Genomic DNA, 13,024 nt, shown 5'->3' on the forward strand with positions numbered 1-13,024 from the left:
CAAGTACCGGAGCGTATGTCAATGGGGTAGGTTCGGTACCCATGGCGGAACGACTCACCCGGGCGCAGCGACAGGAACTCACTCGGGCCCGCCTACTGGACGCCGCGGAGGCCCGATTCGGCGACCGCGGCATTCACCAGACCTCACTGGATGAGATCGCCGCCTCCGTCGGCCTCACCAAGGGCGCCATCTACGCGAACTTCAGCAGCAAGAACGACCTCATCGCGGCGATCCTGGAGCGCAAGGTCGGCAGCCACGAAGAACCGCTCCCGATCCAGTCCCTGGCCACCTGGGCGGCCCGCCTCGGCGACAGCTTTGAGTCCAACGCGGATCGCGCTGAGACGCGCCGCTTCGCACTGGCGCTCATCGAGTTCTGGCTCCACGGCATGCGTAACGAACCCACCCGAGCACTCCTGGCCCAGTGGCTCCGGACCGCCCGCGAAGCCAACGCCCAGGACGCCGCCACCCTGACCGGCGCCGACCTCCCCCTCCCCGTCGACCAGCTGGCCACCCTGCTCCTGGCGCTCGACATCGGTGTCGGCCTCCAACGCCTACTGGACCCCGAGGCGGTACCGGCCGAGGTCTACACCGCCGGCGTCGAGGCGATTCTGGGGCGCGAACACCCGAAGTGACCCCACCCCGGTGACCACACCGGGCAAGGACACGGCAGACCGGGCCCCGTCACAGCCCAGAGACCACGACGTTGCCGAATTGTTACTGCCGGCAACAAACTCATGACCTCGCCACTCTTGTGTCGTCCAGGGATCGCGGAATACGTTGCCGGGCACAACAAACCATCCCCCAATCCCCCACCTGGAAAGGACCCTGCAGATGCGCAAGGGTTTCCTCGCCGCTGCCACCGTCGGCCTCCTGGCCACCGGCAGCATGGCGGCCTGTGGCGACAACGAGGAGTCGGCCGGCAAGACCCCCAAGGTCGGCGTGATCCTCCCGGACAGCAAGTCCTCCGCCCGCTGGGAGGGCGCGGACCGCAAGTTTCTGGAGGAGGCCTTCAAGGAGGCCGGCGTCGAGGCCGACATCCAGAACGCGCAGGGCGACAAGACCCAGTTCCAGACCATCGCCGACCAAATGATCACCCAGGGGGTCACCGCCCTGATGATCGTCAACCTGGACTCCGGCACCGGCAAGGCCGTCCTCGACAAGGCCAAGTCGCAGGGAGTCGCCACCATCGACTACGACCGCCTGACCCTCGGTGGCTCGGCGGAGTACTACGTCAGCTTCGACAACGAGGCCGTCGGCAAGCTCCAGGGCGAAGGCCTGATCAAGTGCCTCACCGACGGCGGCGTGCAGAACCCGTCGATCGTGTACCTGAACGGCGCGCCGACCGACAACAACGCCACCCTGTTCAAGAACGGCTACGACTCGGTCCTCAAGCCCAAGTTCGACGCCGGCGAGTACCAGCAGGTCGCGGACGACTCCGTACCGGACTGGGACAACGCGCAGGCCGCCACCATCTTCGAGCAGCAGCTCACCGAATCCGGCGGCAAGATCGACGGAGTGCTCGCGGCGAACGATGGGATCGGCAACGCCGCCATCTCGGTGCTGAAAAAGAACAAGCTCAACGGCAAGGTCCCGGTCACGGGTCAGGACGCCACCCCGCAGGGCCTACAGAACATCCTCGCCGGTGACCAGTGCATGACCGTCTACAAGGCGATCAAGCAGGAGGCCCAGGCCGCCGCCGAACTGGCCATCTCGCTGGCCAAGGGAGAGCGGAAGGAGACCGGCCAGACCGTCACGGACCCGGAGAGCGGCCGGGACGTACCCGCCGTACTGCTCACCCCCCAGGCGATCTACAAGGAGAACGTCAAGGACGTCATCGCCGACGGCTTCGTAACCAAGGACGAGGTCTGCACCGACGCGTACGCCGAACTCTGCGCGAGCGCCGGCATCAGCTGACCTCCGCCGTGGCCGTCGCCCGGCACGGGCCACCCCGTGCCGGGCGACGTGTCGCCGCATCCGGTGGTACGACGATCTCCCCTCACGTGCGTTAAGGAGTCCCCCGTGTCCGCGACCCCCCTGCTGGAGCTGCGCGGGATCGACAAAAGCTTCGGTCCCGTCCAGGTCCTGCGTGATGTCGCTCTCTCCGCCTATCCCGGACAGGTGACCGCGCTGGTCGGCGACAACGGCGCCGGTAAGTCCACCCTGGTCAAGTGCATCAGCGGCATCTACCCGACCGACGCCGGTGAGTTCCTCTTCAACGGCCACCCGGTGAGCATCCACAACCCCCGCGACGCCGCCGCACTCGGCATCGAGGTCGTCTACCAGGACCTCGCGCTCTGCGACAACCTCGACATCGTGCAGAACATGTTCCTCGGCCGGGAGAAGCGGCACGGCCTCGTGCTCGACGAGCCGACCATGGAGCAGATGGCGGCGGACACCCTCGCCGGGCTCTCCGTCCGCACCGTCAAGTCGCTTCGCCAGCAGGTTTCCAGCCTCTCCGGAGGCCAACGGCAGACCGTGGCGATCGCCAAGGCGGTGCTCTGGAACAGCAAGGTCGTCATCCTGGACGAGCCGACCGCCGCGCTCGGGGTCGCGCAGACCGCACAGGTGCTCGAGTTGGTTCGCCGGCTGGCCGACAACGGCCTCGCGGTCGTACTCATCTCCCACAACATGAACGATGTCTTCGCCGTCTCCGACCGGATCGCCGCGCTCTACCTGGGCCAGATGGTCGCCCAGGTGAAGACCACCGACATCACCCACGCCCAGATCGTTGAGCTGATCACCGCCGGCCGCTCCGGTGCGCTCGGGCTCAACGCGGGCAACGGATCGAACGACACCGGCGGGGAGCCCGCCGCCGCCCCGGGAGCCGCCCGATGACCAGCACCGCCCTCCCCGACCAGGAATCCGTGGCCACCCCCGCCGCCGTGCCCACCCTCACCAGCCACGTGCGCGGCTACCTCAGCCGGGTGCGCGGCGGGGAGATCGGTGCCCTACCCGCCGTCCTCGGCCTGATCGTGCTCTGCACCGTCTTCGCGATCATGCGGCCGTCCTTCCTCACCACCGCCAACTTCGCCAACCTGTTCACCCAGGGGGCAGCGGTCACGCTGATCGCCATGGGGCTGGTCTTCGTCCTGCTGCTCGGCGAGATCGATCTCTCCGCCGGCTTCGCCAGCGGAGTCTGTGCCGCGGTGCTGGCCAACGTGGTCACCGTCCTCGGCTACCCGTGGTACGTCGCGGTGCTCGCCGCTGTGCTCACCGGAGTGTTGATCGGCAGCGTGCTCGGCATGCTGGTCGCGAAGATCGGCATTCCGTCCTTCGTGGTCACCCTCGCCGGCTTCCTCGCCTTCCAGGGCATCGTGCTGCTGCTGATGGAGGAGGGCAGGAACATCTCGGTCCGCGACCCGGTGCTGGTGGCGATCGCGAACCGCAACCTGCCACCGGCTCTCGGCTGGGCCCTGGCCGGGCTCGCCGTCGCCGGCTACGCCGCTGTCCAGACGATGCGGTACCGCAACCGTGCGGCCCGGGGCCTGGTCACCGACCCGCGCACCGTGGTCCTCGCCCGGGTCGTCGGGCTGGCCGCCGTACTCGGCACGACGGTCTACCTCCTCAACCAGGAACGCAGCTTCAACGTCCTGATCAATTCACTCAAGGGCGTACCGATCGTGGTGCCGCTGATCGCGGTACTGCTGATCGCCGGGACCTTCGTACTGCGGCGCACCAGCTACGGCCGGCACATCTATGCGGTCGGCGGCAACAAGGAAGCAGCCCGCCGAGCCGGCATCAACGTCGACCGGATCCGCATCTCCGTCTTCGTGATCTGCTCCGCGATGGCCGCGATCGGCGGCATTGTCGCCGCCAGCCGGGCCAACTCGGTCGACCCGAACACCGGTGGCAGTAACGTACTGCTCTACGCCGTCGGCGCAGCGGTAATCGGTGGCACCAGCCTCTTCGGTGGCAAGGGTCGGGTCCTCGACGCGGTGCTCGGCGGTGCGGTCGTGGCCGTGATCGACAATGGGATGGGTCTGATGGGCTACAGCTCGGGGGTCAAGTACGTGGTAACCGGGGTGGTCCTACTCCTCGCCGCCAGTGTGGACGCGCTGTCCCGGCGCCGGGCCGCCGCCAGCGGCGGCCGCTGACCGGGCCCCGACGCCGCCCGCCACCGCACTGAGGAGCAGTACGCCGCGATGCGCGCAGGACCGAGCCAGGACGAGATCCGTCGGCAGAACCTCGGAGCGCTGCTGCGGTACGTCCACATGCACGGGGCGACGTCCCGGGCCGAGCTGACCACCACGCTGGGGCTGAACCGCAGCACCATCGGCGCACTCACCACCGACCTCGCCGCGGCCGGCCTGGTGAGCGAGGGGGCGCCGAAGGAAACCGGCCGGGCCGGACGACCGTCGCTGGTCGTCCGGCCCGAGTCGGCCCGGGTGCACGCGTACGCGTACAGCATCGAGGTGGACCGGCTGCGGGCCGCGCGGATCGGGCTCGGCGGCGGGGTGCTCGACCGGCGGGAACTGGCGCGTCCGCGCGGCATCACCGCCGCCGAGGCCGCGCCGTTGCTAGCCCGGGCGGCGCGGGAGATGCAACAGTCCGTGCCCGCCGACGCGATCTGTGTCGGCGCGGGCGTCGCCGTCTGCGGCCTGGTCCGTCGGGACGACGGACTGGTCCGGCTCGGCCCCACGCTGGGCTGGGTGGACGAGCCGATCGGTACGGCAATCGGTGCCGAGCTGGGGCCGGACGTTCCAGTCGTCGTCGGCAACGTCGCCGACATGGCGGCCTTCGCCGAACACACCCGCGGCGCCGCCACCGGCTGCGACAACCTGATCTATCTGTACGGCGATGTCGGCGTCGGCGCCGGCATCATCGCCGGTGGGCGTCGGCTGACCGGACACGGCGGCTACGGCGGCGAGGTCGGACACATGGTGGTCCGGCGGGACGGCACCCGCTGCGAGTGTGGGTCACGCGGCTGCTGGGAGACGGAGATCGGCGAGCACGGGCTGCTGCAGGCCGCCGGCCGCTCCGACATCCAGGGCCGGGACGCGGTGCTGGCCGTCTTCGAGGCCGCCGACCGGGGCGACGCCCGAGCCCAGACCGCGGTCCGCAACGCCGGCGACTGGCTCGGCTTCGGCGTGGCCAACCTCGTCAACATTTTCAACCCGGAGTTGGTCATCTTCGGCGGTGCCATGCGGGACCTCTACCTGGCCGCCGCCGCCCAGGTGCGCAGCCGACTCAACGCCAGCGCCCTGCCCGCCTGTGTGGAACACGTCCGGCTGCGAACCCCCGAACTCGGCGACGACGCCGCCCTGATCGGCGCGGCCGAGCTCGCCTTCGAACGGCTCCTCGCCGACCCGCTCGACGTCAGCTGAACCCGGTCCCCGGGTGGACTGATCGGCGTGGGGATCAGCGATCGACCGGCGTGAAGTCCCAGGAGTACGGGGGACGCGCGACCAGGGTCACCGGCGCCTCGGGCAGCGGACGGGGGTTGCCCCGCCACTTCGAGATCACCACGACCCGGTGATCGGTGGAGGAGAAGACCTCGCTCGACACGTGCAACGGGTCGTGTTCGAACTCCGGCAGGGCGGTCTCGCACACCCAGGTGATCAGGTCGGCCATCCCGTACGGCTCGGCCCGTACCTCCCACATCCGCACGATCATGTCTACTCCTCCCCGGTAACACTGACTGTCGTCAGTGGCATCGCCGAATCGGCGGGCAGGTCCAGGCGGCTCGGCGCGACACCGGCGGCGACCAGGTGTGAGCCGAGCGCGGCGACCATCGCGCCGTTGTCCGTACACAACTTCGGGCGGGGCGTTCGCACCCGAATGTCGTACTTCGCCGCGCGCTGCTCGGCCATCGCCCGCAGCCGCGAGTTGGCCGCCACTCCGCCCCCGATCACCAGGGTCTGCACCCCGCTGGACCGGCAGGCATCCAGTGCCTTCCCGATCAGCACGTCGCAAACCGCCTCCTGGAAGGAGGCGGCGACATCGGCGACCGGGATGGGTTCGCCGGCCCGCTGCCGACGCTCCACCCAACGCGCCACCGCGGTCTTCAACCCGGAGAAGGAGAAGTCGTAGCGGTGCGCTGCCAGGTCCTTGGCCGCGGTCAGCCCGCGGGGGAACGCGATGGCCGCCGGGTCACCGGCGTGGGCCTCGCGATCGATGTACGGGCCGCCGGGGAAGGGCAGCCCGAGGAGGCGGGCGACCTTGTCGAACGCCTCGCCGGCCGCGTCGTCGATCGTGGCGCCGAGCGGGGTGACCCCCTGGGCCAGGTCGTCAACGAGCAGCAGCGACGAGTGCCCGCCCGAGACCAGCAGGGCGATCGCCGGCTCGGGCAGCGGCCCGTGTTCCAGGGTGTCCACGGCGACGTGCGCGGCCAGGTGGTTCACGCCGTACACCGGCTTGTCGGCGGCGACCGCGTACCCCTTGGCCGCGGCGACCCCGACCAGCAGCGCCCCGGCCAAACCGGGGCCGGAGGTTACCGCGATGGCGTCGACGTCGGCGAGCGTCACCCCCGCCTCCGTCAGCGCCCGGTTCATCGTCGGGACGATCGCCTCCAGGTGTGCCCGGCTGGCCACCTCCGGCACCACGCCGCCGAACCGGGCGTGCTCCTCGACGCTGCTGGCCAACGCGTCGGCGAGCAGGGTGTGGCCCCGGACAACACCGACCCCGGTCTCGTCGCAGGACGTCTCGATCCCCAGGACCAGGGGTTCGTCAGCCATCGGTCAACTCCTCGTCCCGGCGCATGACCAACGCGTCGGTGTTGCTCGGCTGGTAGTACCCGCGCCGCACCCCGATCGCCTCGAAGCCGTGCGCCGCGTAAAGCTTCTGCGCCGGGGCGTTGTCCGCGGCCACCTCCAGCAGCGTGCCCTGCACCCGCAGTCGTGCCGCCTCGGCCAACAACGCGCGCAACAGCAGCCGCCCGACCCCCCGCCGCTGCGCGGACCGGCAGACGGCGATGTTCTGCACCCACGCCTCCTCGCCAGCGACAGCGGTGAGCCCCGCGTAGCCGAGCACTGCTCCCCCCTCGGTCGCCACCAGGTAGTGGTGCCCGTTGGCGAGTTCGTTCCAGAACATCGCGGCCGACCACTGCTCGACACCGAAGAGGTCCGCCTCGATCGGCAACACCTCGGCGATGTGCCACCAGCGGAACCGCTCCAGCTGGAGGCCACTCCCCCCGCCAGCTGGTTCGCCGCCCCGGTCCGCTCCCCCACTCACGGCAGGACCGACTTGCGGCCCGCCGCCACGACCGCGTCCGGGCGGCGCAGGTAGAGCGGGGTGAGCGGCTCACCGGGGGCACCGGCGGCGATCCGCTCCGCCGCGAGCTGCGCCAGGGCCACCGGCATCGGGTAGCGGGGCTCGTCGCCGACCGGCAACTCCAACGTCGCCGCGTACCGGTGCGCGCCGTCGCCGACCGCGGCGACAACCGCCAGGTCACGGGCGCGGGCGGCGGCGACCGACGGAGCGGAGACCTCGGGGCCGACGATCCGTTGGCCGGCCCCGTCGTACACCGCCCAGTAGATTTCCCGGCGGCGCGCATCGATCGCCGCCAAGACCGGCTCACCGGCGGCCGCCGGGAAGCCGACGGCGTCCAGCGAACAGACCCCGTAGGTCGGCACGCCGAGCGCCTGCCCCATCGTGGCGGCGGTGACCAGCCCCACCCGCAGCCCGGTGAACGGGCCCGGCCCGAGGCCGGCGACGATCGCGCCGAGAGCGGAGGGACGCACACCGACTTCGGCTAGGACCGCGTCAACCTGTGGGGCGAGCAGCTCACCGTGGGCTCGGGCATCGACGGCGCAGCGCTGCGCCCGCACCTCGACGCCGGCCGCCGTGACCTGCACCAGCGCGGCGATCACCGCGGGAGTCGAGCTGTCCACCACCAGTACGAGCACGGTGAACCAGCCTAGCCGCCCGGCTACCGGGCCCGGCCCCACCCCGGCCGAGCGATCAGGCGGCGGCGCGTTCCCAGTCGATCGTCGGCAGACCGGCGTCGGCGAGCGCCTTGTTGGCCGCGCTGAACGGACGGCTGCCCAGGAACCCCCGCGGGTTCATCGGGCTGGGGTGTCCCGCCTCCAGCACCACGTGGCTCGGGTTTGTCACCAACGCCGCCTTCTTCCGGGCATAACCGCCCCAGAGCAGGAAGACCACCCGGTGCTCCACCGCGTTCAACGCCCGAATCGTCGCGTTGGTGAACTCCTCCCAGCCACGGTTGGCGTGGGAGCCGGGGCTGGCCTCGCGGACCGTCAGCACCGAGTTGAGCAGCAGCACACCCTGCGCGGCCCAGCCGCCCAGATTTCCACCGGCCGGCCGCGGCACACCCAGATCGGCGCCCAGCTCCTTGAAGACGTTGCGCAGGGAGGGCGGCGTCGCCACCCCCGGGCGGACGCTGAAGCTCAGCCCGTGCGCCTGACCGGCCCGGTGATAGGGATCCTGGCCGAGGATCACCACCCGGGTCTCCGCCGGCGGGCAGAGCCGGTAGGCCGAGAAGAGGTCCGCCACGGGCGGAAAGACGGTCTGGGTGGCGTACTCCTGCGCGACGAAACCGGCAAGCTCCGCGGTGCGGGCCGGGTCGAGCTGCGGGGCGAGCGCGGACCGCCACCCCGACGGCAGCAGGGCCAGCAGATCCAGGGTGGGTGCGTCGTCGGGCATCGGCGGCCTTTCCGGTCGGGGCGTCCCGCGCACTCTAGTCGCCCGCTCCGACAGCACCGGCCGCCTCCCCGCGCCACCGGCCGCGGCCTCCGGATCGCCAGGTCAACCCCGACCAGGACGGCCCACCTCCCGTACGGGACCGGTCGTCTGGGTCAGCTGTCGATGAATCCGGGGGTGCCGGTCAATCGGGCACTCCAGTCGCCACCGACCGGTTCCAGGTCGACCAACCGGGTGTCGTCGTCCCGGCGGTCGATCCGAACCCACAGGTGCTCCGCGACGAGCTGCTCGGCGAGCCCCTCGCCCCACTCGACCACGGTCACCGCCTCGTCCACCGACGCGTCCAGGTCCAGGTCGTCAAGCTCGGCACGGGGGTCGCTCGCAGCACCCAGGCGGTACGCGTCGGCGTGCACGAGGGGCACCGAGCCGCCCCGAACCGGATCGGGTTGGTGTACCCGCGCGATCACGAAGGTGGGGGAGGTGACCGCCCCGGCCACCCCCAGACCAGCACCGATGCCCTGGGCGAGGGCCGTCTTACCGGCACCGAGGGGACCCGTCAGCAGCAGCAGGTCCCCCGCCCGGAGGAGGCCGGCCAGCCGGCGGCCGAAGGCGTGCGTGTCGGCGACGGTCGGCAGGGTGAATCGGATCGGCCGTCCGGGGTTCACAGCTCCTCCAGGAACCGGGTCAACGCCGCGTTCACCTCGTCGGCGTGCTCCAACATCACCACATGCCCACTGTCGGGAATCTTGACGAACTCGGCGTGCGGCAGCCGGCGGACGATCTCCTCCGAGTGCGCCACCGGCGTGATCATGTCTTTCTCCCCCACCAGCACCAGCACCGGCGCGCTGCCGAGCGCCGCCAAAGCCGGAAACCGGGAGTGGGTGGCGAGCGTTCGGAGGTAGCGGGTGACGGTGTCGGCGGAGGTCCGGGAGTTCATCTCCTCGACGTAGGAGACCAGAGCCGGGCTGGGGTGACCGGTGCCGAAGCCATACCGGCGGGTGAGCAGCCAGGCCACGTTGGAGGTGGACCGACGCGCTCGGTCGATCACCGGGCTCCCGTAGCGGGCGGCGTTGCTCATCAGGTGCAGCACCGGCGGACCGACCCGCCCCAGCAGTGCCGGGGCGACCAGCTTGGTCTCGGCGAGCAGCCCGCCGGAGGTGGCCAGCAGCACGGTGCCCACCACCCGGTTCCCGAACAGCTCCGGGAAGAGTTCCGCGAACGCCATGATGGTCATGCCACCCATCGAGTGGCCGACCAGTACCAGCGGGCCCTCCGGCGCGGTCCGGTCGAGCACCGCGCGCAGCGTCCGACCGAGTGCGGTCAGGTCGTACTCGCCGGATTCAAGCTGGCCGGAGCGCCCGTGCCCCGGCTGGTCGTACGCCACGATCCGGTGCTCGCCCCGGGCGGCGAGCAGCTTGCGCTGGAAGTGGAAGGTCCCCTGGTCCAGGCAGAACCCGTGTACCAGCACGATGGTGGGGTTCCCGGCGACCGGTCGGGTCGGCTCGACCACCTCCACGTGGATGTCGGTGCCATCCGGCATCTCCACCCGCAGCGCCTCGTCGAACCGCCGCTCGCCGAAGTCCTCGCCGGCGTACCGGTCGGTGGGGTCGGCCTTCAGCCGACGGACCAGGGCGCGTTCGGTCGCGACGCCGGCGACGAGACCGGCGGCCGCGACACCGACGGCGGCCAACGCGCCGATCGCGGCCCGGGGGTGGCTGGCCCGGGGCAACGGAACCCGGAACCGGGACGCCGTCATGGGCGCTCGCCGTCGTAGCAGCGGGGCACCCGGGTGCTGCCGAAGCGGGTGACGATCTCGTAGTTGATCGTGCCGACCGCCTCGGCCCAGTCGTCGGCGGTGGGCTCCCCGTTCTGTCCGGTGCCGAAGAGAGTGGCCACGTCTCCCGGCGCGACCGGATCGTCGCCGCAGTCGAGCACGAACTGGTCCATGCAGACCCGGCCGGAGATGGTCCGCCGAACGCCACCGAGCTGCACTGGGCCGCAATTGGACGCGGCCCGGGGGACACCGTCGGCGTACCCGAGTGGAATCACGGCGAGGTTGCTCGCCCGTTCGGTGGTGTACGTGTGGCCGTAGGAGACCCCGGTCCCCGCCGAGACCCGCTTGGTGAGCATCACGCGGGCCCGCGCGGTCATCGCCGGTCGCAGGCCGAATCGCTCTCCGGCGACCGGCGAGAGCCCGTAGACGGCCAGCCCGGGACGGACCAGGTCGAAGTGGGCGTCCGGCCGAGTCAGCGTGGCCGCCGAGTTGGCCAGGTGACGGTAGCGCGGGCGCAGCCCCGCCCGCTCCACCATGCTCAACCCCTCGTGGAAGACGGCGAGCTGCCGGTCGGTGGTCGGGTGTCCGGGCGCTTCGGCGTACACGAAGTGGCTCCACACCCCCACCACCTCGACCGCGCCGTCAGCCTGCGCCTTCGCCGCGGCATCGAGCAGCTCCGGCCACTGCGAGACGGTCGCGCCGCCACGGGACAGCCCAGTGTCAATCTTGAGGTGCAGTCGGGCGGGACGCCCGGCCACCCGGCCCGCCTCGACCATCTCGTCGAGCTGCGGCACGCTGGCCGCGCCGAGATCAATACCGGCCTGCACCCCTTGGTGCAACGGCAGGCCCGGCGCGAGTAGCCAGGCCAGGATCGGCACGGTGATCCCGGCCCGGCGTAGGGTGAGCGCCTCGTCGAGGGTGCAGACACCGAGCCAGTCGGCACCACCATCCAGCGCGGCGTGGGCGGCCGGGACCATGCCGTGGCCGTACCCGTCCCCCTTGACCACCGCCATCAACTCGGCGGCGCTACCGGAGCGCAACCAACTCACGTTCTCACGGATCGCGTCAAGGTCGACGCGTACCTCGGCCTGCCACATGCCCCCAGCCTACTGAGTTGATCAGGAATTGGGCCCGGCCCAGGTCGATCCACCGATCCACCCGAGCCCGGCCAGCACCGGGCGCAGGGCGACGGCGACATCGGGCGAGGCCACCGGGCCGCCCTGCGCCGCCTCCCGGCCGGCGAGCCCGTGCAGGTACGCCGCCGCGGCGGCGGCCCGCTCCGGCGCGAGACCCGCGGCCAGCAACGAGCCGAGCAGCCCGGCCAGCACGTCGCCGGTACCGCCGGTGGCGAGGGCCGCGGTCCCGGTCTGGTTGACATAGGCCCGGCCGTCGGGCGTGCCGATCACCGTCCGGTCGCCCTTGAGTAACACCACGGCGTTCATCCGGGCAGCCAGGTGCAACGCGGCAGCGACCCGGTCGTCGCCGGGAGCCTCGCCGGCGATCCGGGCGAACTCCCGATCATGCGGGGTGACCACGACCGGGGCGTCCCGCCGCCGGAGTTGGTCGGCGAGGGAACCCGTAGCGAGCAGGGTCAACGCGTCCGCGTCGAGCACCGCCGGCACCGGTGCCGCGAGCACCGCCCGCAGCTCACCCGCCGCCTCGTCACCGGTACCCAGCCCGGAACCGCACACCCACGCCTGCACCCGACCGGCCTCGGCGACCCGGTCGGTAGCGATCACCGACGGGTGTTGGCGCAACACCTCCGTCCGGGCGCTGCCGGCGTAGCGGACCAGGCCGGTCGGGCCGGCCAACGCACCGGCCACCGAGAGCACCGCGGCGCCGGGGTACCCGGCCGAGCCGGTGGCGAGACCGACCACGCCCCGGCTGTACTTCTCTGCCGCCGGTCCGGGTCTGGGCCACCAGTCGGTCACATCCGCCCCCTCGGTGACCTGCAGCGCCGCGGTGCCACGCAGCCAGGGCTCCAGCCCGATGTCGACCAACTCCACCTGGCCGGCCAGCGGCGCCGCCGCGCCCACCACCAGCGCGGGCTTCAAGGCGCCGAAGGTCACCGTGACGTCGGCGTGGATCGCCGCCGGCTGACCGGCCGCGGTCAGCGGCACCTGCCCGGTGTCGACCGACACCCCACTCGGCACGTCCACCGCGACCACTGTCGCCCGGCCACCGGCCCGCCCACGACACTGCGCGAGGCCCGCCGCGAGCTGCGCCGCGGGCGCCCGGAGCCCACCGCTGCCACCGATCCCGACGATGCCGTCGAGCACCAGGTCCACCCGGGCCGGTGGGCGGTCAACCAGCCGGCCACCAGCGGCTCGCAGCGCCGCCAACGCCTCGGCGTGCGCCCGGTCCGGAGTCAGTAACAGCGCCGACACCGCCGCCCCGCGCCGGGCCAGCCGGGCGCCGGCGAAGAGCGTGTCGCCGCCGTTGTCGCCCGAGCCGACCAGCAGCAGCACCGGGGCGCCGTAGACACCACCCCGGTCGGCGAGGAGCAGCGCACAGCGGCGGGCGAGCCCCGCGGCGGCCCGCTGCATCAGGGTCCCGGGCGGGAGCGTCGCCCGCAGCCCCGCCTCGGCGGCGCGTACGTCCGCCACCCGCCACACCGGTCTCATCCCACTCCGTCCCCGTGCCCGACCCGAC

General features: G+C 71.7%; 14 protein-coding genes. 5 read left to right on the forward strand and 9 right to left on the reverse strand.

The genetic code is table 11. The features are described 5' to 3' along the window. The first annotated feature begins 41 nt into the window (after positions 1–41). The 5 genes from SALPAC2_RS0112510 (at position 42) to SALPAC2_RS0112530 (ending at position 5,324) form a co-directional block, all read left to right on the forward strand. A complete protein-coding gene (locus tag SALPAC2_RS0112510) occupies positions 42–632 on the forward strand; it encodes a TetR/AcrR family transcriptional regulator (RefSeq protein ID WP_018216996.1) in 591 nt (196 codons plus the stop codon). A gap of 199 nt (positions 633–831) precedes the next feature. After that, complete coding sequence (locus tag SALPAC2_RS0112515; RefSeq protein WP_018216997.1) at positions 832–1,914, forward strand: sugar ABC transporter substrate-binding protein; 1,083 nt, start codon at positions 832–834, stop codon at positions 1,912–1,914. 105 nt (positions 1,915–2,019) lie between these two features. Further along, entirely contained in the window at positions 2,020–2,835 is an 816-nt protein-coding gene (locus SALPAC2_RS0112520) for an ATP-binding cassette domain-containing protein (RefSeq protein ID WP_018216998.1), read from the forward strand. Beyond that, complete coding sequence (locus tag SALPAC2_RS0112525; RefSeq protein WP_018216999.1) at positions 2,832–4,094, forward strand: sugar ABC transporter permease; 1,263 nt, start codon at positions 2,832–2,834, stop codon at positions 4,092–4,094. The genes SALPAC2_RS0112520 and SALPAC2_RS0112525 overlap by 4 nt, the downstream gene beginning before the upstream one ends. A 48-nt stretch (positions 4,095–4,142) precedes the next feature. Next, positions 4,143–5,324 (forward strand): ROK family protein, encoded by a 1,182-nt coding sequence (locus tag SALPAC2_RS0112530; RefSeq protein ID WP_018217000.1) that lies wholly within the window; start codon positions 4,143–4,145, stop codon positions 5,322–5,324. A gap of 34 nt (positions 5,325–5,358) precedes the next feature. On the opposite strand, the gene SALPAC2_RS0112535 is transcribed toward SALPAC2_RS0112530, so the two are convergent. The 9 genes from SALPAC2_RS0112535 to SALPAC2_RS0112575 all read right to left on the reverse strand — a co-directional run bounded on the left by SALPAC2_RS0112535 (position 5,359) and on the right by SALPAC2_RS0112575 (position 12,996). Beyond that, the gene (locus SALPAC2_RS0112535) at positions 5,359–5,613 is read right to left on the reverse strand and encodes a hypothetical protein (RefSeq protein WP_018217001.1); all 255 of its coding nucleotides are present in this window, start codon (positions 5,611–5,613) and stop codon (positions 5,359–5,361) included. 2 nt (positions 5,614–5,615) lie between these two features. Further along, complete coding sequence (gene tsaD, locus SALPAC2_RS0112540) at positions 5,616–6,674, reverse strand: tRNA (adenosine(37)-N6)-threonylcarbamoyltransferase complex transferase subunit TsaD (protein ID WP_018217002.1); 1,059 nt, start codon at positions 6,672–6,674, stop codon at positions 5,616–5,618. Continuing rightward, positions 6,667–7,170, reverse strand: coding sequence for a ribosomal protein S18-alanine N-acetyltransferase (rimI, locus tag SALPAC2_RS0112545; protein ID WP_018217003.1), 504 nt, complete (start codon positions 7,168–7,170; stop codon positions 6,667–6,669). Before rimI ends, tsaD begins: the two co-directional genes overlap by 8 nt. Beyond that, positions 7,167–7,844 carry a tRNA (adenosine(37)-N6)-threonylcarbamoyltransferase complex dimerization subunit type 1 TsaB gene (tsaB, locus tag SALPAC2_RS0112550; RefSeq protein ID WP_018217004.1) on the reverse strand — a complete coding sequence of 226 codons (678 nt, stop codon included), beginning with the start codon at positions 7,842–7,844 and terminating at the stop codon, positions 7,167–7,169. Before tsaB ends, rimI begins: the two co-directional genes overlap by 4 nt. Before the next feature lie 55 nt (positions 7,845–7,899). Beyond that, the gene (gene ung, locus SALPAC2_RS0112555; RefSeq protein ID WP_018217005.1) at positions 7,900–8,601 is read right to left on the reverse strand and encodes a uracil-DNA glycosylase; all 702 of its coding nucleotides are present in this window, start codon (positions 8,599–8,601) and stop codon (positions 7,900–7,902) included. 152 nt (positions 8,602–8,753) lie between these two features. Beyond that, positions 8,754–9,263: a tRNA (adenosine(37)-N6)-threonylcarbamoyltransferase complex ATPase subunit type 1 TsaE gene (gene tsaE / locus SALPAC2_RS0112560; RefSeq protein WP_018217006.1), complete on the reverse strand. Its 510-nt coding sequence runs from the start codon at positions 9,261–9,263 to the stop codon at positions 8,754–8,756. Then, the gene (locus SALPAC2_RS0112565; protein ID WP_018217007.1) at positions 9,260–10,354 is read right to left on the reverse strand and encodes an alpha/beta fold hydrolase; all 1,095 of its coding nucleotides are present in this window, start codon (positions 10,352–10,354) and stop codon (positions 9,260–9,262) included. Before SALPAC2_RS0112565 ends, tsaE begins: the two co-directional genes overlap by 4 nt. After that, the gene (gene alr / locus SALPAC2_RS0112570; RefSeq protein ID WP_018217008.1) at positions 10,351–11,469 is read right to left on the reverse strand and encodes an alanine racemase; all 1,119 of its coding nucleotides are present in this window, start codon (positions 11,467–11,469) and stop codon (positions 10,351–10,353) included. The genes SALPAC2_RS0112565 and alr overlap by 4 nt, the downstream gene beginning before the upstream one ends. A 21-nt stretch (positions 11,470–11,490) precedes the next feature. Beyond that, positions 11,491–12,996 (reverse strand): NAD(P)H-hydrate dehydratase, encoded by a 1,506-nt coding sequence (locus SALPAC2_RS0112575; RefSeq protein ID WP_026184684.1) that lies wholly within the window; start codon positions 12,994–12,996, stop codon positions 11,491–11,493. Between the last annotated feature and the right edge of the window lie 28 nt (positions 12,997–13,024).

This window comes from Salinispora vitiensis (assembly GCF_000378825.1).
Taxonomy (GTDB): Bacteria; Actinomycetota; Actinomycetes; order Mycobacteriales; family Micromonosporaceae; genus Micromonospora; species Micromonospora vitiensis.

What these genes read in the sequence shown, in the direction of transcription:
- SALPAC2_RS0112575 (WP_026184684.1), bottom strand. Translation starts at nt 12,996, where the DNA reads ATGAGACCGGTGTGGCGGGTGGCGGACGTACGCGCCGCCGAGGCGGGG.
- SALPAC2_RS0112510 (WP_018216996.1), top strand. Translation starts at nt 42, where the DNA reads ATGGCGGAACGACTCACCCGGGCGCAGCGACAGGAACTCACTCGGGCC.
- SALPAC2_RS0112515 (WP_018216997.1), top strand. Translation starts at nt 832, where the DNA reads ATGCGCAAGGGTTTCCTCGCCGCTGCCACCGTCGGCCTCCTGGCCACC.
- SALPAC2_RS0112565 (WP_018217007.1), bottom strand. Translation starts at nt 10,354, where the DNA reads ATGACGGCGTCCCGGTTCCGGGTTCCGTTGCCCCGGGCCAGCCACCCC.
- SALPAC2_RS0112535 (WP_018217001.1), bottom strand. Translation starts at nt 5,613, where the DNA reads ATGATCGTGCGGATGTGGGAGGTACGGGCCGAGCCGTACGGGATGGCC.
- SALPAC2_RS0112530 (WP_018217000.1), top strand. Translation starts at nt 4,143, where the DNA reads ATGCGCGCAGGACCGAGCCAGGACGAGATCCGTCGGCAGAACCTCGGA.
- ung (WP_018217005.1), bottom strand. Translation starts at nt 8,601, where the DNA reads ATGCCCGACGACGCACCCACCCTGGATCTGCTGGCCCTGCTGCCGTCG.
- tsaD (WP_018217002.1), bottom strand. Translation starts at nt 6,674, where the DNA reads ATGGCTGACGAACCCCTGGTCCTGGGGATCGAGACGTCCTGCGACGAG.
- alr (WP_018217008.1), bottom strand. Translation starts at nt 11,469, where the DNA reads ATGTGGCAGGCCGAGGTACGCGTCGACCTTGACGCGATCCGTGAGAAC.
- SALPAC2_RS0112525 (WP_018216999.1), top strand. Translation starts at nt 2,832, where the DNA reads ATGACCAGCACCGCCCTCCCCGACCAGGAATCCGTGGCCACCCCCGCC.